The sequence below is a fragment of the Collinsella sp. OM04-5 genome, assembly GCF_003439125.1.
Classification (GTDB): Bacteria; Actinomycetota; Coriobacteriia; order Coriobacteriales; family Coriobacteriaceae; genus Collinsella.
Genome location: NZ_QSUU01000009.1, coordinates 76,292 through 96,648, shown reverse-complemented (window position 1 = coordinate 96,648; position 20,357 = coordinate 76,292). Strand labels below are relative to the sequence as shown.

Here is a 20,357-nt window from a genome sequence, read left to right as displayed (position 1 = left end):
CATGCTCGCGTTTAACAACGACTATTCCCACGGCGCCCATCCGGCGGTGCTGCAGGCGCTCGTCGACACCAATATGGAGCCGCAGCCCGGCTACGGCACCGATGCGCACACCGAGCGTGCCAAGCACCTTATTCGCGAGGCCTGTCAGGCCCCCGATGCCGACGTGTTTTTTCTGGTGGGCGGCACGCAGGCCAACGCGACGGTGATCGACATGCTGCTCGCGCCGTACGAGGGCGTCGTTGCCGCCGAGACCGGCCACGTCGCCTGTCACGAGGCGGGCGCCATCGAGTTTGGCGGCCACAAGGTGCTCACCATCCCTGGCTACGAGGGCAAGATGCATGCCGAGGACCTCGAGAATTATATCCAGGTGTTCTACGAAAACGAGAGCTACGAGCACACGGTGTTTCCGGGCGCGGTGTACGTGAGCCTGTCGACTGAGTACGGCACGCTGTACTCCAAGGCCGAGCTCGCGGCGATTCACGCGGTGTGCCAGAAGCGCGAGATTCCGCTGTTTGTGGATGGCGCCCGACTGGCCTATGCGCTGGCAGCCGACGAGTGCGACCTCACTCTGCCCGAGCTGGCACAGCTGTGCGACGTGTTCTACATCGGCGGCACCAAGTGCGGCGCTCTGTGCGGCGAGGCCGTGGTGTTTTGCGGCATGCACGCTCCGGCGCATCCCATTCCGCGCATTAAGCAGCACGGTGCGTTGCTGGCCAAGGGCCGCCTGACGGGCGTGCAGTTTGAGGCACTCTTTACCGATGGCCTGTATTTTGAGATTGGTCGCCAGGCGATCGAAACCGCGCAGGCGCTTCGTCGCGTGCTGCACGAGCGCGGCTACCAGTTCTTCTTGGAGACGCCCACAAACCAGCAGTTTGTGATTCTGCCCAACGAGGACATGGCGCGCATTCGCGAGCATGCCGCGATCGAGTATTGGGAAAAGTACGACGAGACCCACACCGTGGTGCGCTTTTGCACCAGCTGGGCCACGACGCAGGAGGACATCGACGCGCTGGCGGCTGTCCTGTAGCTTGATGTAATGACGAGGGGCCGCCCTACGCCTGGGTTTGGCGCAGGGCGGCCTTTGCTTTTGTGGGGGAGGGGCTGTATGCCCGAGATGTCCGAGCCGACAATTCGCCTGGCGACGCCCGATGATGCACCGGAATTGCTTGCCATCTATGAGCCGTATGTGCTTAAGACGGCGATTACCTGTGAATACGAGGTGCCGAGCGTCGAGGAATTTGCCGGGCGCATCGAGCGTACGCTCGAGCGCTATCCGTATTTGGTGATGGAGCTCGACGGGCGTCCGGTGGGCTATGCCTATGTGAGCGCGCTCAACAGCCGCGAGGCGTACGACTGGTCGGTCGAGACGTCGATCTACCTGGCACGCGATGTGCGCCACGGCGGGCTGGGCCGCAGGCTGCACGACGCGCTCAAGCAATGCTTGGTCGCGATGGGCATCACCAGCATGTGCGCGCTCATCGCCGTGCCGCACGATAAGGACGACGAGTACCTGACGCACAACAGCCAGGATTTCCATGACCACATGGGATACCGCCTGGTGGGCGCCTTCGATCGCTGCGCGCAAAAGTTCGGCCGCTGGTACGACATGTGTTGGATGGAGCTGGTCCTGGCCGAGCGCACGCCCAACCAGCCCAAACCAACCTGGTTCCCCGATCTCCTCAAACCTACCATTTAGGGACAGGTTTATTTTGGCAGGTTTTATCTGGGCAAACGTTGCAAGCCGCTGCGAAGGATGCGGATACCTTCGCGGCGGCTTTTGTTTTGGGTGTGTATGACCAAGGCGATTGACCTGCGGATATAATAAAACCCCAGATAAAACCTACCAAAATAAACCTGTCCCTTTTTGGCCGGTTAGCCGATGGGCTCGGTGTATTTGGCGCGGTCGGTTCGTTGGATGCGCTTGGAGACATGGAGCGGGCGGCCGTCGGTGTCGTAGACGTAGTCGGTGATAAGGATCAATGCCTGCCCGCGCTCAACGTTGAGCAAAAACGCCTCGTTTTGCGAGGCGTAGCACACCTCAAAGGTCTTGTGTCCCTGGGCCGGTGCGCGATGGAACTCCTGGCGCAGCGTGGCGTAGAGCGATCCGTTGATATCGCGATCGATGAGCGCCTCAAAGCTTGGCGGAAGATAGGTGGTCTCCAGGCACAGCGGGGCGTCGTCCAGATAGCGCAGGCGGACAAGCTTGACGAGCTTGCTGCCCACGGCGGCATCGAAAAACTTGGCCACGCTACCCGTTGCCTTGGCAAAGCCCGAGTCCACCGTGCGCGTGGTGGGCTTCATGCCCTGGCCCTGGATCTGCGCTGTGTAGCTCGAAAACACCAGGTTGTTCTCGTGGAGCGCTGGCGTGTCGGCCACAAAGGCGCCGCGTCCGCGCTCGGTGCGAACCAGGCCCTCGTCAACAAGAACCTTAAGGGCATGGCGCACGGTGCTGCGCGACAGACCCGATTCGTCCATGAGTTCCATCTCGGACGGCAGTTTGTCTCCGCGCGCGTAGGTGCCGGCGGCGATGCGGTCGCGCAGCATGCCCGCCAAGCGCTCGTATTGGGCCAGTTTCTTTTTAGACGAAGCATTCATGCGACCAACCTGTATCTAACCTGTATGCTTACTGAACCAAGCATGTATCCAACATGACAACAAAACCGCTGATAATGGATTGCCGAAAACTTTACCAGCAAAATATCTAAGACAAATATAGCATACAACTAGTCGACATAGCCAAAACATATATGTAACTTGTATGCCATCGAGAGCATCAAACGAGAAGAAAGGCTGATGCACGATGACTACTCAGGAACAGGTTAAGGATGTCGTCTCTCAGGTTTTGGCTGACAAGGCAGACAAGGGCGGCATCAAGCGCGTCGTGTGGATTGGCGCCGGCGGATCCAACGGCGGCAACTATCCTGCCCAGTACTTTATGGAGCACGAGGCCACGCAGGTCGTGAGCTCCAGCTACACCAGCAACGAGTTCGTGCACGCCACCCCGGCCTACGTTAACGAGAACACCCTGGCCGTCGTCGTGTCCATGCGCGGCACCAAGGAGACCATCGTCGCCGCCCAGGTCGCCAAGGATCACGGCGCCAGCACCATCGCCATCTATGTCGACGAGTCCGGCCTCACCGAAGTCTGCGACTACAAGATCCAGTATGACAGCCTGGCCGTCGATGAGTCCTGCATGGGCCGCACCAACTCCGCCGTCGTGACCATGATCGCCATGGAGCTTACGCAGCAGACCGAGGGCTATGCCGAGTACGAGACCGCTATGGCCGCTTTCGACTTGGTCGACCCCATCTATCGAAAGGCCGTCGAGTACACCCGTCCGCTTGCTGCCAAGTGGGCCGAGCAGAATGCCGACAAGCCCTGCATCAACGTGATGGCTCAGGGTCCGCTCTTTGGTGCCGCCTACGTCTTTAGCATCTGCAACGTGCAGGAGATGCTGCAGATCGACTCCTGCACCATCAACACCTGCGACTTCTTCCACGGCCCCTTCGAGATTCTGGACAAGCGTACCTCGCTGTTCCAGCTCATCAGCGTCGGCCGCAGCCGCTGCAACGACGAGCGCGGCATCCGTTTTGTCAATCAGTACGGTGGCGAGCGCGTCTATCAGCTCGACGCCAAGGAGCTCGGCCTCAACGACATCAAGGACAGCGTGAGCGAGTACTTCAACCACCTGATCTTTGCCCCGATCCTCAACAACGTGTACATGCGTGCACTCTCTGCCGTTACCCACAAGGACTACATGACGCGCCGCTACATGTGGAAGCTGGACTACTAGTTACGCCGTTCTACCGAACGGCGTAACGGCTCGACGCTGCGCGCCCGGCATTTGGCCAATCTGCCGTTCAATTTCAAAGGCGCGACCAGAAGGTCAGCGCCTTTTCATTTCACGGCACCTTGGCTCAAATGACGGGCGCTCGCTGACGTTGCCAAAACGTCGGCGTCGTCGTGTTTGTTAAGGGGTTGGTGCATTGGGGACAGGTTCATATGCACCAAGTTGGTGCATATGAACCTGTCCTCTTTGCACTAATGGGTTGTAGCGGAAAAGCAGATTTTCCCGTTTGGCGATTTGTGCCTTGAAAAATGTATATAACGACTATAACGTAGTGTGAAACATATTGGAAACAATACCGAGGAGGCTGCGTTGAAGAAAAGCAATCTGGGCTATGTGCTGGTGCTGATCGCCGCGCTTATGTGGGGCAGCATCGGAATCTTTGTAAACGGCATCTCGGCCATGGGCGTTACGTCCCAGAGTATGGCTGCCTTTCGCTTGTTGTCGGGTGCCGTCTTAATGGCTCCGGTCTTGGCATTCATGGGTTGCCAGGGAGGTGCTCGTGAGGGAAAGGCATCGGGTCCCCTGGCACTGTTCAAGGCAAGTCCTAAAGAGCTTGTTCCTTGTGCGCTTCTTGGCATTATCGGCCTCGCCACCGCTAACACGCTTTATTACGAGTGCATGGGCGAGGTGGGCATGTCCACGGCCTCGGTGCTGCTCTACACCTCGCCGGTGTTTGGCGTCATGCTCGGCCGCGTACTTTATCGCGAGGATGTGACTCCCAACAAGCTCGTTGCCATCGCTTTTAACATCGGTGGCTGTGTACTTGCAGTGACCGATGGCGACCTTTCCGGTTTTCATTTTTCGGTTTGGGGCGTCACGTCGGGCGTGATTGCGGGCTTTTGTGGCGCGTCGCTCGCGGTGTTTAGCCGGATAGCAACCAAGACGGTCCACCCGCTGGCTGTCACGTTTTGGGGCCTTGTTTTTGGCGGTGCGGTTATGGCGGCTATCGCGGCTCCATGGCCAGATGTCGCCGCGGCAATGTCGCCACAGCTGCTGCTGCTGTTCCTTGGCTTTGGACTCATCCCCACAGCCGTGGCCTATGTCTTATATATGCAGGGTCTGTCCATGGGGCTCGAGACGTCGAAAGTTCCCGTCGTAATGTCATTCGAGACGGTCGTCACCGTGCTGCTGGGCATTGGTGTCTACGCCGAGCCCGCCGGTGCGATCAAGGTTCTGGGCATCGTTTTGGTGCTCGCGTCCATCGTGATCATGAACACCGACTTTTCCAAGCTGCACAACAGTGTGTTTGTCGGCCATGTCATTGAGAGCATGACCTTTAAGCCCAACGCGTGGTGGACGGAGAAATCGCAGGACATGGATCTGTTCCGCGAGCGCACGGGCATTACGCTGGAGCCCACTGTGCAGGAAAGCCCCTGGTACTTCGTGCGATAGGGGATTGCGCGCAGGGTCCGACTTGGGGTTATCCCGCCAGTGCCGGCCTGCCCAGCCCCAACGTTTCAAGTACGTTAAACCCGTCAACGGTCGATTTTCACCCGCGAACGGTCTTTATACTAATTAGCAATATCCGCAACGTATAAGACGTTATAATGACCATAACGAAAAGGAGGAGGCAAGATGAATCAGATCATTCTCGCATCTCATGGCGGCCTGGCCGCAGGCGCCAAAGACACGCTCGAGATGGTTCTCGGCGACGTGTCGAACGTCCACGTCGTGTCGCTTGCTCGTGACGACAAGGAGCCCATCACCAATAAGGTGGACGCCATGATCGCCACGTTCAACGCGGACGACACCGTCTATGTGCTGACCGATATGCTCGGCAGCTCGGTTAACAACAGCATGGTCGAGCTTTCCAAGAACGGCACGAAGTTCACGGTTGTCAGCGGTTTCAACATCCCGCTGGCGCTCACGCTCGCTATGAGCCCCGTCCCCGTCAAGGGCGCCGAGCTCGCGGCCCTCATCAACGAGGCCCGCACCGGTCTGACCAACCCCAACGCACCGGTCGAGGTCGCCGCGGCTCCCGCCAAGAAGGCCAAGGCGTCCCGTCACAGCTCCGGTCCCGCCAAGATTGTCCTCGCGCGTCTTGACTACCGTCTGCTGCACGGCCAGGTCGTCTTTACCTGGACCACCAAGGTCCAGGCCGAGCGCATCATCGTCGTCGACAACGCTGCCGCCAACGATGACATCAAGAAGGGCGCTCTTAAGCTGGCCAAGCCCCAGGGCGTGCGCCTGAACGTCTTCACCGTCGAGCGTGCCCTCGCCAAGATGGACAAGCTCAACACCCTCGGCGAGCGCGTCATGTTCGTCTTTGGCAACACTGCCGAGATGCTGCAGTTCTGCCAGGGCTACAAACTCGACGCCATCAACCTAGGCGCCACCGCCAACCACGACGGTGCCGATCAGGTCGGCGGTAAGGACAGCTCCGTCTTCCTCGACGCCACCCAGAAGGCCGACGTCAACCAGCTGCTCGACATGGGCATCAAGCTCTATGTCCAGCAGACCCCTACGTATCAGAGCGTCGACATCGACGCCAAGCTGTAATCAACCAGGCTTTTGCCTGACTGAAAGGAGAAGGGTATGAATACGTTCATCAGTGCGGTGCTCGTCGGCCTCGTCGGCGTGTTCTGCATGTGGGACTCCCGCCTGCTCGGTCGTCTTAACTTCGAGCAGCCCCTCGTTGGCGCTACGCTCGTCGGTCTGCTGCTGGGCGATGTGCCCACCGGCCTTGCCGTCGGTGCCGCCGTCGAGCTCGTGTCCATGGGCCTGGTGCAGGTCGGCGCTGCCGTTCCGCCCGATATGGTCCTGGGCGGCATCGTGGCCGCTGCCTTCGCATGCCTGACCGATGCTTCCGCCGAGACCGCCATGACGATCGCCATCCCGGTCGCCGTCCTGGGTCAGCTCCTCGGCATTGTCTTCCGTTCCATCATCGCCGCCCTCACCCATGTGGCCGATAGCGCGATCGATAACGGAAAGTTCAAGACCGCCTACCGTATGCACATCTGCGCCGGCTCCGGTCTGTACGCCATCATGTACTTCCTGCCGATCTTCCTCGCCGTCTTTGTTGGCACCGACCTGGTTCAGGCCATCGTCAACATGGTTCCCGAGTGGCTGTCCACTGGTCTTAACGTTTCGACCAAGATCATGACCGCCTACGGCTTGGCCCTGCTGCTCACCATGATGATCAAGAAGGGTATGACTCCGTTCCTGTTCATCGGTTTCCTGCTCGCCGCTTATCTCAACCTGTCCGTCATCGCGGTCGCTCTGATCGGTGTGTGCCTGGCTGTCGTCTTCATGGGCTTCAAGTTCAACGGTTCCCATGCAGCCGCCGGTGTCGATTCCGACTACGATCCGCTCGAAGACGACGAAGACTAAGGAGGAACACACTATGGCAACCGCAACCAAGGACGTGTCCCTGAACAAGAAGGTCAGCCAGTTCTTCTGGCGCTCCTGGGCCATCCAGGCCTCTTGGAACTACGAGCGTCAGATGAACATGGGCTTCCTCTACGGCATGGTTCCCACGCTCGATCGCCTCTATCCGGACGAGTCCGACCCCAAGCAGCTCGCTGCTAAGAAAGAGGCTTACCACCGTCACATGGCGTTCTACAACTGCACCCCGCAGACGAGCGCTTTCATCCTGGGCCTCGCCGCCTCCATGGAGGAGGAGTACGCCAAGGATCCCGAGAACTTCAACCCCGATTCGATTAACGCGGTCAAGACCTCTCTTATGGGCCCGCTTTCCGGCATCGGTGACTCCTTCTTCCAGGGCACCATCCGCGTTATCGCCTTTGGCCTGGGCGTTCAGCTGGCTCAACAGGGCTCCATCATGGGCCCGATCCTGGCCATGCTCATCTCCATCGTCCCCGCCGTGCTGATCACTTGGTTCGCAGCCAAGATGGGCTATCAGGGCGGCCACGAGTACCTGAGCAAGCTTCAGGGCGGCGACCTCATGGAGAAGCTCATGTATGTCTGCGGCATCGTGGGTCTTATGTCCGTGGGCGGCATGATCGCTACGCTGATCGGCGCCACCACCCCGCTGCAGTTCGCTGACGGCACCGTTGTGATCCAGGACATCCTGGACGGCATGATGCCCCAGATGATCTCCCTTGGCCTCACCGGCCTTATGTACTGGCTCATCAAGAAGAACGTCAACACCGGTTGGCTTCTCGTGATCGCCATCGTGGGCGGCATCGCCCTCTCCGCGGCCGGCATCCTGGCCTAGTCGCGACCAAGCGTCTAACCGCTTTCCCCCGGGGGCCTGCCTGACATCCCATACCCCAGGCAGGCTCCCATCCCCAAAATGTGACAAAGGAGCGGTTCCTTTGTCACATCCTCAACGGGCCGGCGACTCGGTCCAAATCACGGTAACCCTGCGTGCGCCCGGCAATGTGGCGCCGCAAAAATTGAAAGGAATGTGTCAGATGTACGAGATCGACCTTAACCTCCCTAAGCAGATCGTCGCTGACGTCCTGTCCAACCACGAGATCCACAGCGTCGCCTTCGTCGGCTGCGGTGCTTCCATGTCCGACCTGTACCCCGCCAAGTACTTCCTGGCCAACAACACGGACAAGCTGAACGTTCAGATCTTCACCGCTAACGAGTTCAACTACGACACGCCTTCCTGGGTCAACGAGCACACCTTCGTGATCACCTGCTCCCTCGGTGGCTCCACGCCCGAGACCGTCGAGGCTAACAAGACCGCCAAGAAGCACAACTGCCCGGTCGTCTCCCTCACCAACAAGGCTGGCTCCGCTCTGACCGTCGACGCCGACTACGTCATCGTTCACGGCTTCCACGCCAACTTCGCTGCCAAGTGCGAGAAGCCCGGCTATGCCATCGCTCTTGCTCTCGAGATCCTTCAGCAGACCGAGGGCTATGACAAGTACGACGACATGATCACCGGCCTCACCAACGTCTTCGAGCTCTGCGAGAACGCCGCTCAGTCCGCCAAGGGTCTTGCCAAGCAGTTCGCCCAGGACTTCAAGGACGACAAGATGATCTACTTCATGGCCTCCGGTGCCTCCGAGAAGATGGCTTATTCTCACGCCGCCTTCCTGTTCACCGAGATGCAGTGGATCGATGCCGCCGCCTACAACACCGGTGAGTACTTCCACGGCCCGTTCGAGGTTTCCACCGAGGGTAAGCCCTACGTCTTCTTCATGTCCGACGGTGCCACCCGTCCGATGGACGCCCGCGCCCTCACCTTCCTTAAGCGCATGGGCGCCAAGGTCGCTCTGATCGACTCCAAGGACTACGGTCTGGCCGACGCCGTGCCGGCAAGCGTCGTCACCTACTTCAACCCGCTGCTGCACCTCGCCGTTATGCGCGAGTACGGCAACCAGATCGCCGAGGCCCGTCAGCACCCGCTGACCATGCGTCGCTACATGTGGAAGCTTTCCTACTAATCACAAGTAAGTAGACCTTACAGGTTGATTGAGAGGGGATGGGGTTTGCGCCCCGTCCCCTTTTTTGCTCTGGGGAGGGCGCGCCCGTCGCGCCGCAAAACCCCAGATAAAACCTACCAAAATAAACCTGTCCCTTTTTGGCGGGTGGGAGGAGATGCGTATGATCAAGGCAGTGCTGTTTGATATGGACGGCGTGCTGGTCGATACCGAGTGGTTCTACAACCGTCGCCGCGTGGCGTTTATGGAGGAAAAGGGGTTCCACTTTGACGAGATCCCCGATCTTTCGGGGTCTAACGAGCCTGCCATCTGGAAGTCGCTGGTGCCCGACGATGTTGAGCTGCGCGAGCGCTTGCGCGTTGAGTACAAGCAGGTCTACAGCCCGGTTCACCCTGTTCCGTATGCCGAGCTGCTCAACGAGCAGGCGGAGCCGGTGATGCGCGAGCTGCACGAGCGCGGCGTCAAGTGTGCCATCGCGAGCTCGTCCTATCGCGAGCTCATTGACGAGCTGGTGGAGATTGCCGGTATCACCGACGTGCTGGACTACACCATCAGCGGTCACGAGTGCAGTGCATTTAAGCCCGACCCCGAGATCTACCTGCGTGCCATGGAGGCACTGGGGGTGGAGCCTACCGAGTGCCTGGTTATCGAGGACTCGCCTTTGGGCATCGAGGCCGGCAAGCGCTCCGGCGCGCGCGTCCTGGCACTGCGTCCGCACGAGGGCGTTAACCTGGACCAAACGGGAGCCGACGCCGTCATCGACAACCTCGCCGACATTCTGACCGCTTTGTAGCGTCAATTCGCCGCAAGAAGTGCGGATTCACACGTCTCTTGCGGTGGATTGGCTCATTTTGGCTTTGATTTAGATCCGTTTGGCTTCGACTCGGACTAAGTGAGTAGACTTTTTGGCACATGCCGAGCACAAAGCGTATCTGCCTTAGTAAAACCGCAGGTCGGAGAGGTGGCTGTTTTGAGTGCGCTTGGTAGATCGCGAAAAGTCTACTCACTTAGAATTTGGCTCTTTGGTTGGGGAGCTGCTGGCTCGTTTTGGTTGTCGAGAGAGGGTGAATTGAAGCGCCCTCTCGCGCTCCATGCTACAATCGCCGGCATGCCCCACAATTACATCTGCCTTCGAAAGGAGCCTACGTGGCGAACGCCATCGATCAGCTCACGGACCGCGTGCTCGTGCTCGGCCGTCTCACCATCGTCCGCCGCGCCATTACTGCCGTGGCGGTCACCATCTCCGCCGTTCTCCAGACATTTCTGATTCAGGCGTTCATTCGCCCCGCCGACCTGCTTCCGAGCGGCCTCACCGGCGTCGCGGTCCTGCTCGATCGCGTCACCTCGCTCGGCGGCGTTCACATCGACATCTCGCTCGGCATGCTCGCGCTCAACATCCCCGTGGCGCTCCTGTGCTGGAGCGGCATTAGCAAGCGCTTCGTCATCTTCTCGATGATGCAGGTCATGCTCTCGTCGCTGTTCCTCAACGTCTTTCACTTCGCGCCGTTTTTGGGCGACAAGATCATGCTCATCATTTTTGGTGGCGTGGTCTCGGGTCTGGGCGCTGCCATCGCGCTTAAGTCCGGCGCATCCACCGGCGGCACCGACTTTATCGCGCTGTGGGTTTCCAACCACACGGGCAAGACCATCTGGGGCGTTATCTTTGGTTTCAACTGCTTTATCCTGGCGATCTTTGGCTTTATGTTTGGCTGGGACAACGCGGCGTACTCCATCGTGTTCCAGTTTATTTCGACCAAGACCATCGACAGCTTCTATCGTCGCTACGATCGCGTGACGCTGCAGATCACGACGCGCAAGGCCGACGAGGTCATGACCGCCTATGTTGACCATTTTCAGCATGGCATTAGCTGTGCCGAGGTCATTGGCGGATACAGCCGCGAGAAGATGTACCTGCTGCATGCCGTTGTCTCGACCTACGAGAGCCAGGACATTATCAAGCTGGTGTGCGACATTGATCCCGGCGCCGTGATCAATGTGTTCCATACGCTCAACTTTGTGGGCGGCTGGTGGGGCGGTCATGTCGACGAGCCCATGCCCACGGCCGTGCCCGATCCCGACAAGCCCGCGCGCATGGCCAGCAGGCAGGCGCGCCTCATCGATCAGGACAGCCTGCAACAGGACGACGGCAGGTAAGGATTTGCTGTATGCGGTGTATCGTTTTATCATTATGAGGTAACATGAAACTAGACGTTATATACGTATTAGTTATTTCAATATTTCGATAAGAGTGATTAGATATGCCTGCACCCAAAAATGCACCGCTTTACCAGCAGATTTACGACGAGATCAAGGATGCGATCGAGAAAGGTGTTTATGCACCCAAGGAGCGTATTCCGTCCGAGCTCGAGCTAGCCGAGCAGTACGAGGTGAGCCGAATTACGGTGCGTCGCGCCGTCGAGGAGCTGTGCTCCGATGGCTACCTGGTTAAGCAGCAGGGCCGTGGCACCTTTGTTTCCACGCCGCACATCAATCGCCAATTTCACGCCTCGACGCTGCAGACGTTTACCGCGCTGTGTGCCGGCAACGGCATGAAGGCCGGTGCGCACGTAATCGATCGCCAGATTGTGCCGGCGCGCCAAAACGAGATGGAGTTCTTTGGCCTGCAGAAGGATGCGCTGCTGCTGCACATCAAGCGCGTGCGTACTGCCGACGGCGAGCCCATCTTTGAAGAGAACATCTTTGTGCCGTTTGACGCCTACCGTGAGCTGTTGACGGCCGATCTTGAGGACAAGTCGATTTTTGCCGAGGTCGAGCGTGTTGGCGGAACGCCGATTGTCTCGGTTGGTTACCGTACGGTCGAAGCCGTTCGCGCCAACGCCGAGCAGGCGGCTGAGCTGGGCATTGCTCCGCACGATCCGCTGCTCAACCTGCGCGCCGGCTTTATCGGACCCAATGGCGAGCCGGTCCTGATGGGTAAGCAGTACTACGTGGGATCGCGCTACGTTATGGTCATGTAGCTCTAGTTGCGCGGTTTTCCAAACCGCGCAACGGGCCGACGCTGCGCCCTTGGTTCCGCCGTTCTAGCGAACGGCGGACCGGTCGACGCTGCAAACGCCCCTAAGCGGCAATCTGACGTTCAATCGTCGGTCGCGTACCGAAGTACGCTTCCCTCCTCTTTCACGTCACCTTGCTCGCTTAGGGGCGTTTTCGCTGACTTATGCTCAACCTGAGACGTTTCCACGCCTGTCAAGAGCTTAGCCGTTGGGGACGTTCTTAAACGACTAGTCATTCAAGAACGTCCCCAATGACTACCCGCAGAATGAGCGTGGCTGACAGCCGTACGGCAGCGGTCCGCGTGGCGGCGTATAATCGGCGGCAGATGACTTGGACGTTAGGAAACCATGACCGATAGCATGCAGCAGATGGCGCTCGACACGCTCGGCGCCTATTTTGGCTACACCTCGTTTCGCCCGGGGCAGGACCGCATGGTCGATGCGATCCTTGCCGGCCGCGACGCGCTGGGCGTTATGCCCACGGGCGCCGGCAAGTCCATTTGCTACCAGGTGCCTGCGCTCATGCTGCCCGGCATCACCTTTGTGGTGAGTCCGCTGCTGTCGCTTATGGAGGACCAGACCCGCGCACTGCTTGCGGCGGGCGCGCGCCCCAGCTATCTCAACTCCAGCCTTACGCCGGCTCAGCAAAATACCGTGCGCAAGCGGGCGCGCGAGGGTCGCTACCAGCTTATGTATGTGGCACCTGAGCGCCTGCTCGAGCCGCGTTTTCTGGCCTTTGCGCAGGAAGCTGCGGCCGAAGGCGGCATCGGCGTTCCGCTCGTGGCCATTGACGAGGCCCACTGTGTGAGCCAATGGGGTCAGGATTTCCGCCCCGCCTACCTGCAGATTCGCGAGTTTATCGATTCCCTGCCGCAGCGCCCCATCGTGGCGGCCTTTACCGCTACAGCGACTGAGCGCGTGCGTGCGGACATTCAGCAGATGCTCGGCCTGCAAAACCCGGCGACGGTGGTGACGGGCTTCGATCGCAAGAACCTCTACTTTGGCTGCGAGGAGATGGGCGACAAGGCTAAGACCGCGTGGGTGCGCGACTATGTGATCGCGCATTCGAGCGAGAGCGGCATCGTGTATTGCTCGACTCGCAAGACGGTTGATGCGCTGGCAGGAGAGCTTGCTGAGGCGTTGGGTCCCAGCGGCATTCGCGTTGGCCGCTACCATGCCGGCATGGGTAATGACGCCCGCCGCCAAAGCCAGCGCGCCTTTATCGACGACGATATTCAGGTGATGGTTGCCACCAACGCCTTTGGCATGGGCATCGACAAGCCCAACGTGCGCTACGTCATCCATAACAACGTGCCCGAGAGCATCGAGGCCTACTACCAGGAGGCGGGCCGCGCCGGCCGCGATGGCGATCCGGCCAGCTGCCACCTGCTGTGGAACGGCAACGATTTTCGCATGCGCCGCTTTTTGATCGACCGCGGCGATGCGGCCGACGAGACGCTCGACGACGAGCAGCGCGCGTGGGCGCTCCAGAACCGATATCGCCTGCTCAGTCAGATGGAAGGCTATTGCAACACCACCGGCTGCCTACGCGAATACATGCTGCGCTACTTTGGCGACGAGGCCGCGGCCGAGCATACGGCCGTGGGCGGCGCCGCCGCGGATGAGGCCGAGGGCTGTGGCAACTGCAGCAACTGCCTCACGCAGTTCGAGGTCGAGGACGTCACCGGTATGGCTCGCGCCGCCGTGCGCTATGTGGCCACGCGCCCCATGCGCTTTGGCAAGTCGCTCATCGCCGATGTGCTTCACGGCGGCAACACCGAGCGCATTCGCCAGATGCATCTGGACGAGGACCGCGGCTATGGTGGGCTGTCGAGCGAATCGGTCGGCCGCATCAAGGACATCATCGGCCAGCTGTGCGGCCGCGGTTATTTGGCCACCTCGCAGGGGCAGTACCCGGTCGTGGGCCTGGGTCCGCGTGCCGGCGAGGTCGAGGACGAGGCGTTTGCCTTTACCGTTAAGCGTCGCGCGTCCAAGCGCAAGGCCTCGGCCCGTGCTCGCCGTGCGGTGGATCTGCTGCGCGAGGAGGCCGAGCTGGATCAGCGCCCGCGCGTGGGCGACGATGCCGAGCTGTTCGAGCGCCTGCGTACCCTGCGCAAGGAGATCTCGACCGAGCTCGAGATGGCGCCGTACATGGTCTTTTCCGACAAGGCCCTGCGCGGCCTGTGCCGCCTGCGCCCGCAAACGCGCGACGAGCTGATTCAGGTCAACGGCATCGGCGAGAAAAAGGCCGATGCCTTTGGCGAGCAGTTTATGGCGGCGATTGAAGAGTTTGAGTCCGAGCATGCGCGGGATGGAGCGTAACGATGGCAACCGACGATAAAACCGACCGCGCTGGCGTATCCGCCGTACCGCTGTACCAGCAGGTCATGGACGACCTGAAGGGCGAGATCGCGCGCGGCGTGTATGCGGCCGGCTCGCGCATTCCTTCCGAGATGGAGCTCGCGAAGTCTTACGGCGTGGGGCGCATCACCGTGCGCCGCGCCATCGAGGAGCTGTCGCGCGCGGGGTATCTCAACCGCCAACAGGGGAGGGGCACTTTTGTGTGCGCTCCCAAGCTCAAGCGCAAGATTCGCCAGAAGGGTGACGTTCAGAGCTTTTCCGAGGGTTGCGCTGCCAACGACATGGTTGCCGGAGCGCGCCTGGTGTCGCGCACGGTGGTCGCGGCGACGCGCGAGGACGCGGCGTTCTTTGGCGTGGAGCCCGGCTGCGAGCTCATCGTAGTCGAGCGCGTGCGCACGGCAGATGGCGTGCCCGTCATGCTCGAGAACAACTCTTTTGTGCTGGCCGACCATCCCTACCTGCAGACGCTTGCCGACGAGGACCTTGCCGATAACTCGATCTTTGCACTCGTTGCCGAGCATTCGGGCCGCGCGCCGCTCAAGTCCGACCCCTGCACCGTGGAGATTGCGCTGGCGGATGCCCAGGCGGCCCCGCTGCTGGAGGTGCCGGTCGGCGAGCCGCTCTTCTATATGGAGGCGTACTTTACCGATGCGGACGGGCGGCCCCTGCTGCTCGGGCGCCAAAAGATCGTGGGCTCGCGCTACGTGTTCGACATCTAACGTCCATAGATAGAACAACATAGAACAAATTTGCTGAAATGACTTCACGGGCACCTGCTTGCATGCTATAAATAGAACAACATAGAACGACTGCAGGTACGAGCTGCCGTCGTCCAAAGCCGCCACACAAGGAGGAGCGTCACCGTGAACGCACACGATCTGATTCAGGAAATCATCGAGCGCAAGGGCAAGGTCGAGAATGTCTTTTGGATCGCCTGCGGCGGTTCGATGATCGACCTCATGCCGGCTAACGAACTGCTCAAGCGCGAGGCCACCACGTTTACCTCGACGGTCTACACAGCGCGCGAGTTTTGCCTGATGGCCCCCAAGAGCCTAGGGCCGAAGTCACTCGTCATCGCCTGCAGCCACAGCGGCAATACGCAGGAGGTCGTCGACGGTTGCGAGATGGCGCTGGCAGCCGGCGCCGAGGTCGTGGCCATGACAGACTGCGAGGGCTCCAAGATTGATAACGGCAAGTGGACCACCTGGGTCTACCCTTGGGGCGAGGGCGTGTCGCAGGCCGAGGTGCCGCAGGGCATCGGCGCTCTGATCGCCGCCGAACTGCTCCACCAGCAGGAGGGTTACGAGGCGCTCGCCGATATGTACGCCGGCCTTAAGCAGATGGATGCGCTGTTGCCCGCTGCCCGCGAGAAGGTTAATGCCGAGCTGGGCGATCGCTTTGCCGAGCTCTGCCAGCAGCACGAGTTCTTCTACATCCTGGGATCCGGCCCCAACTTTAGCCAGACCTACGCCATGGCCATCTGCTCGCTCATGGAGATGCAGTGGCAGCACTGCTGCTACATCCACTCCGGCGAGTACTTCCACGGCCCGTTCGAAGCCACCGAGCCCGGCGTGTTCTACTTTGTACAGCTCGGATCGGGCGAGTGTCGCCCCATGGAGGAGCGGGCGCTCGCATTCCTCAACACGCATACCGATACGGTCATGGTGCTCGATGCGCTCGAGTACGGCGTGGGTGAGGTGCCCGCCAGCGTGCGTTCGTTCCTAGAGCCGATCTTCTTCTACGCGATGAGCCGCGAGCTGCGCGCCGCTCGCGGCAAGGTGTTCGACCACAGCCCCGAGGTTCGTCGCTACATGGGCATCGAGCAGTACTAAGTAGCTGGGAAAGCAATCTTTTACGACGGGGCCTTCACCAAACGAGGGTCCCGTTTGCGTCGCGGCACCCCGTCCCAGCTGTCTGATAACGAAGTCAAATACTTTCCCCAGAAGTGAACGACCTATTTTGGACCCCTGAAGCATCCGCACTTTTTGGCGCCAAAACCGCAGGAAAATCTCGATGAAACCGCAGGAAATAGCAGCTGAAAAGTGTCGATGCTTCGGGGGTCCGATTTTGCTCGCTCACTTTGCGGGAAAAGTATTAGACCTGAATCTGCGAGCGTGTCGCGTGAGCCAAAAAAGCGGGCCGTGCCGGGGATTTCCGGCACGGCCCGCCCTGCATTGCGTCCGTTATGAGCGAGTTGCCGCGTCAACCGGCGAACTACTTTGCGTCGTAGGCCTCGGCATCCCACCAGTCGAGCTGGGCGATGTTGTCGCGAATGTGCTGGCAGCTCTTGTGGAAGCCCTCGAGCTCGTGCTCGGAAAGGTCGAGCGTGTAGACCTCCTCGACGCCCTCGGCGCCGATCACGCACGGCAGGGAGGTGAAGATGCCCTCCTCGCCATACTGGCCGGTCATGAGCGTGGAGGCCGAAAGCACGGCATGCTCGTTGTGCAGCACGGCGGCGCAGACACGCGCAGCGGAGTTGGCGACGGCGTACTCGGTGCACTGCTTGCCCTGGTAGGTCACATAGCCGCCCTTGCGCGCGAGCTCCTCGACCTCCATGTGGTCAAAGGCGTACTTGTCGGGGTTTTCGGCCTGAAGCTCGTTGAGGCTCTTGCCGGCGATGGTTGCGGCCTTAAAGGCGGCCAGCTGGCTAAAGCCATGCTCGCCGATCATGTAGGCGTCGATGGACTTGGGGCTCACACCGACCTTCTTGGAGATCTCGGTGCGCAGGCGGGCGGAGTCCAGACCGCAGCCCGAGCCGATGATCTTCTTGGGATCGTAGCCGGTCAGGTGCCACAGCTCGGTGCACACGACGTCGCAGGGGTTGGAGATGCTCACGAAGATGCCGTCGAAGCCGGCGTCGACGATGCGCTTGGCAAAGGAGCGGGCGGCGTCGGTGGTAAAGAACAGCTCGCCGTCGCGGTTGCCAGCGGCCAGCGCGACCTTACCGGCGGCGTTGACGATGACGTCGCAGCAGGCCAGCTCCTCGTAGTGGTCGTAGCAGTTGACGATCTTGGTGTTGTACGGGACAAACGAAAGGGAGTCGCGCAGGTCCTGGACCTCGGACGTCACCTTGGCCTCGTTGATATCGCACAGGTACAGCTCGTCGGCAATGCCCTGCATGAGCAGGCTGTTGGCGACATGTGCTCCTACGTGGCCCTGGCCGACCACACCGATCTTACGCGTCTGGTACATATATGTATCCTTTCGGCCGAGTTTTTCGCGTCGAACCATTGTAGCGTCCTGCTACCACTTTGCTAGGATAAAGCGCCGCAGATTTTTGGGACATGCCTTAATCTCTACTTTTGGGGTGATTTGGGCCGCTGACGGCATCGCTGGGCGATGTGCTCGCGCGGATAGGGCTGCTCGTTGTACCATAGCTGCAACTGACTCGTAAGGAGCATCCATGCCCATTCGCATTCCCGACGCCCTCCCTGCCGCCGCGCAGCTCGAGAGCGAGAACATCTTTGTCATGACCGAGTACCGCGCGCTGCACCAGGACATCCGTCCGCTGCGCGTGCTCATCCTCAACCTCATGCCCACCAAGATCGCCACCGAGACGCAGATCATGCGCAAGCTCTCCAACACGCCGCTGCAGGTGGAGGTGGACCTGCTGCGCACCAAAACGCACGAGGCCACGCACGTGAGCGCCGGCCACCTGGAGACGTTTTACCGCACGTTCGACGACATCCGCGACATCCACTACGACGGCCTGATCATCACGGGCGCGCCGGTGGAGCAGATGCCGTTCGAGGAGGTCGACTACTGGCCCGAGCTCTGCCAGATCATGGATTGGTCCACCACGCACGTGCACTCTACGTTGCATATTTGTTGGGGCGCACAGGCCGGCTTGTATCATCATTACGGTATTCAGAAATACGACCTGCCGGCAAAGGCGAGCGGCGTGTTCGAGCATTATCTGGTGAAGCCGCAAAGCCCGCTGGTCCGCGGCTTCGATGACCGTTTCTATGCCGTGCATTCGCGCAACACCGATGTGCGTCGCGAGGACGTGGAGGCCGAGCCGCAGCTTGAAGTCGTGGCCGTGTCCGACGAGGTAGGCCTGTACATTGTCAAGTCGACCGACAGCCGTCGCTTCTTTGTTTTTGGCCATCCCGAGTACGATACCGACACGTTGCGTCTGGAGTACGAGCGCGACGTTAAGCGCGGCCTCAACCCTCAGGTGCCGGCGCATTACTTCCCGAACGACGACCCCACCGCCGAGCCGCGTAACGTCTGGCGCAGCCAGGCTCAGCTGTTCTACACCAATTGGCTCAACTACTACGTCTACCAGACCACACCCTACGACCTGGCCCGCGCCGGCGAGGAGCACTAGGCTACGGCTGCTGCTGTGCCGGCGGCGTGACGAGCGTGGATAATCTCCCACTTTTGGCTTGAAACTAGGCTCAAAACGGGAGATTATCCACGCTCATTTTTTAGGCATGTAGATGCCGATGGCTCGGCTAAGCGACGGTGCGTGCAGAGGCAAAGTCGCATTTGGCGTAGTCTTGAATCTCGACGGGTTTTTCTTTCTGATAATCCGATGGACCAAGGCCTCAAAATGTGGAGACAGGGACCTCTCGACAACCGCCCTACCTGCAGATATAAGACATCAGCCTAAAACGTCCAAAACCGTCAAGCATTTGGTCAGCGCCTGGACGGTATTTGGTCAGACTTCGCATGAAACCGTCTGGTACGTTTGTGCCGTTCCAAGATTTGGGAGGCGACATGGGAAACATGACGGCGAATCAAAGGCTTGCAAGTCACATTAAAGCATGCGAACAGCAGATGAGCTGCGTGTACGCGCGCACGGCGGCGGAGGCAAAGCAGATTCAGCGGCGGGCGGAGGCGGGAAGTCTCGAAGCGGTCATGCCGGGGCTGTATGCGCGTCCGGAATACTGGTCCGAGCTCAAGTTTCGGCAGCGTTATCTGCATCGGGTGCGGGCGCTTGCGCAAAAGCACCCCGACTGGACATTTTGCTCCTATACGGCGGCTGTTATCTATGGCCTTTCGGTTTCGCATGCCAATTTGACGCACATCCATATCGCCGCGATGCCGGCCCAATCGACGACGCCGGGCTCTCAGGTCATTCGTCATCGCTATGCTCGTCAAACACGGGCCACCCAGATGGATATCGCCGTAACCGATATCGATCAAACGATTACGGATTGCTTGGTCGATGCATCGTTTGTCGAGGGACTGATCATCGCGGATTCGGCGCTCCATGAGCAACTTTTGTCGAAGGAGCATCTCGTTGAGACTGTCGACAAGCTTGGCCTGAATCGTCGCGGTGTTGTGACGGCGCGCAGGGTTGCACGATGTGCCGATGGGCTGTCGGAAAGTGGCGGCGAGTCCAAGGCGCGTGCCCTGATGATCGAGCGCGGCTGGCAGACGCCGGAGTTGCAAGTTGAGCTGTTCGACCCGGTTGAGCCGGGACGACCGTATCGCGTCGACTACTTGTGGCGCGTGGGCGACCGGCTGATTATCGGGGAGTTCGACGGATTTGTTAAAAGCGAGAAGGCAGCGGAGGAGGGCAAGCTCGCGAAGACGCAGTTCGATGAGCGCCAGCGCGAGTCGAGGCTTTCGCTGCTTGATAACTGCAAGATCGTGCGCTTGTGCTGGGATGATCTAAGGGATCCGACAAAGTTCGATCGCAAGCTCAAGGTCGCCGGCGTGCCGCGTGCGTGCTGAGGCAGTTGCAGAGCGTTTGGCTGCACAAGCGTGGAAAATCGGACGGACGAGCGTGGATTTTCGGACGCTTGTTGAATGAGCGTGGATAAT

The 20,357-nt window shown here is 60.0% G+C and carries 18 protein-coding genes; 16 read left to right on the top strand and 2 right to left on the bottom strand.

Going from position 1 to position 20,357, the window contains the following annotated elements; genetic code table 11:
- Nucleotide 1: 1 nt before the first annotated feature.
- On the top strand, nucleotides 2-1,027 hold the full coding sequence (locus DXB53_RS06860) for a low specificity L-threonine aldolase (RefSeq protein WP_117583859.1): 1,026 nt from the start codon (nucleotides 2-4) through the stop codon (nucleotides 1,025-1,027).
- Nucleotides 1,028-1,105: 78 nt separating this feature from the next.
- Nucleotides 1,106-1,696: a GNAT family N-acetyltransferase gene (locus DXB53_RS06855; protein ID WP_117583858.1), complete on the top strand. Its 591-nt coding sequence runs from the start codon at nucleotides 1,106-1,108 to the stop codon at nucleotides 1,694-1,696.
- A 176-nt stretch (nucleotides 1,697-1,872) separates the two neighbouring features.
- Here DXB53_RS06855 and DXB53_RS06850 read toward each other — a convergent pair whose 3' ends face one another.
- Nucleotides 1,873-2,595 carry a GntR family transcriptional regulator gene (locus DXB53_RS06850; protein ID WP_117583857.1) on the bottom strand — a complete coding sequence of 241 codons (723 nt, stop codon included), beginning with the start codon at nucleotides 2,593-2,595 and terminating at the stop codon, nucleotides 1,873-1,875.
- 205 nt (nucleotides 2,596-2,800) lie between these two features.
- Here DXB53_RS06850 and DXB53_RS06845 point away from each other — a divergent pair, with 205 nt between their 5' ends.
- From DXB53_RS06845 to DXB53_RS06790, 12 genes are all read left to right on the top strand, one after another.
- On the top strand, nucleotides 2,801-3,793 hold the full coding sequence (locus DXB53_RS06845; protein WP_006235139.1) for an SIS domain-containing protein: 993 nt from the start codon (nucleotides 2,801-2,803) through the stop codon (nucleotides 3,791-3,793).
- Between the two features lie 366 nt (nucleotides 3,794-4,159).
- On the top strand, nucleotides 4,160-5,242 hold the full coding sequence (locus tag DXB53_RS06840) for a DMT family transporter (protein ID WP_117583856.1): 1,083 nt from the start codon (nucleotides 4,160-4,162) through the stop codon (nucleotides 5,240-5,242).
- A gap of 183 nt (nucleotides 5,243-5,425) precedes the next feature.
- Nucleotides 5,426-6,349, top strand: a complete 924-nt coding sequence (locus DXB53_RS06835) for a PTS mannose/fructose/sorbose transporter subunit IIAB (protein ID WP_117583855.1) — start codon at nucleotides 5,426-5,428, stop codon at nucleotides 6,347-6,349.
- A 36-nt stretch (nucleotides 6,350-6,385) separates the two neighbouring features.
- Nucleotides 6,386-7,180 (top strand): PTS sugar transporter subunit IIC, encoded by a 795-nt coding sequence (locus DXB53_RS06830; protein ID WP_022095161.1) that lies wholly within the window; start codon nucleotides 6,386-6,388, stop codon nucleotides 7,178-7,180.
- Between the two features lie 13 nt (nucleotides 7,181-7,193).
- A complete protein-coding gene (locus DXB53_RS06825; protein ID WP_117583854.1) occupies nucleotides 7,194-8,027 on the top strand; it encodes a PTS system mannose/fructose/sorbose family transporter subunit IID in 834 nt (277 codons plus the stop codon).
- 199 nt (nucleotides 8,028-8,226) lie between these two features.
- Complete coding sequence (locus DXB53_RS06820; protein WP_233503831.1) at nucleotides 8,227-9,210, top strand: SIS domain-containing protein; 984 nt, start codon at nucleotides 8,227-8,229, stop codon at nucleotides 9,208-9,210.
- 160 nt (nucleotides 9,211-9,370) lie between these two features.
- Nucleotides 9,371-10,000 (top strand): HAD family phosphatase, encoded by a 630-nt coding sequence (locus DXB53_RS06815; RefSeq protein ID WP_158551578.1) that lies wholly within the window; start codon nucleotides 9,371-9,373, stop codon nucleotides 9,998-10,000.
- 353 nt (nucleotides 10,001-10,353) lie between these two features.
- Complete coding sequence (locus DXB53_RS06810; protein WP_117583851.1) at nucleotides 10,354-11,361, top strand: YitT family protein; 1,008 nt, start codon at nucleotides 10,354-10,356, stop codon at nucleotides 11,359-11,361.
- A 104-nt stretch (nucleotides 11,362-11,465) separates the two neighbouring features.
- Nucleotides 11,466-12,185 carry a GntR family transcriptional regulator gene (locus tag DXB53_RS06805; protein ID WP_117583850.1) on the top strand — a complete coding sequence of 240 codons (720 nt, stop codon included), beginning with the start codon at nucleotides 11,466-11,468 and terminating at the stop codon, nucleotides 12,183-12,185.
- A gap of 384 nt (nucleotides 12,186-12,569) precedes the next feature.
- Entirely contained in the window at nucleotides 12,570-14,543 is a 1,974-nt protein-coding gene (locus DXB53_RS06800) for an ATP-dependent DNA helicase RecQ (protein WP_117583849.1), read from the top strand.
- A gap of 2 nt (nucleotides 14,544-14,545) precedes the next feature.
- Nucleotides 14,546-15,301, top strand: a complete 756-nt coding sequence (locus DXB53_RS06795; RefSeq protein ID WP_117583848.1) for a GntR family transcriptional regulator — start codon at nucleotides 14,546-14,548, stop codon at nucleotides 15,299-15,301.
- 144 nt (nucleotides 15,302-15,445) lie between these two features.
- Nucleotides 15,446-16,414, top strand: coding sequence for an SIS domain-containing protein (locus DXB53_RS06790; RefSeq protein ID WP_117583847.1), 969 nt, complete (start codon nucleotides 15,446-15,448; stop codon nucleotides 16,412-16,414).
- Between the two features lie 382 nt (nucleotides 16,415-16,796).
- Here DXB53_RS06790 and DXB53_RS06785 read toward each other — a convergent pair whose 3' ends face one another.
- On the bottom strand, nucleotides 16,797-17,774 hold the full coding sequence (locus tag DXB53_RS06785) for an L-lactate dehydrogenase (protein WP_117583846.1): 978 nt from the start codon (nucleotides 17,772-17,774) through the stop codon (nucleotides 16,797-16,799).
- 211 nt (nucleotides 17,775-17,985) lie between these two features.
- Between DXB53_RS06785 and metA the strand changes: the two genes are divergently transcribed.
- Together metA and DXB53_RS06775 are read left to right on the top strand one after the other, a co-directional pair.
- On the top strand, nucleotides 17,986-18,912 hold the full coding sequence (gene metA / locus DXB53_RS06780) for a homoserine O-succinyltransferase (protein WP_117583845.1): 927 nt from the start codon (nucleotides 17,986-17,988) through the stop codon (nucleotides 18,910-18,912).
- A 392-nt stretch (nucleotides 18,913-19,304) separates the two neighbouring features.
- Nucleotides 19,305-20,267, top strand: coding sequence for a hypothetical protein (locus DXB53_RS06775; RefSeq protein WP_117583844.1), 963 nt, complete (start codon nucleotides 19,305-19,307; stop codon nucleotides 20,265-20,267).
- Nucleotides 20,268-20,357: the final 90 nt, after the last annotated feature.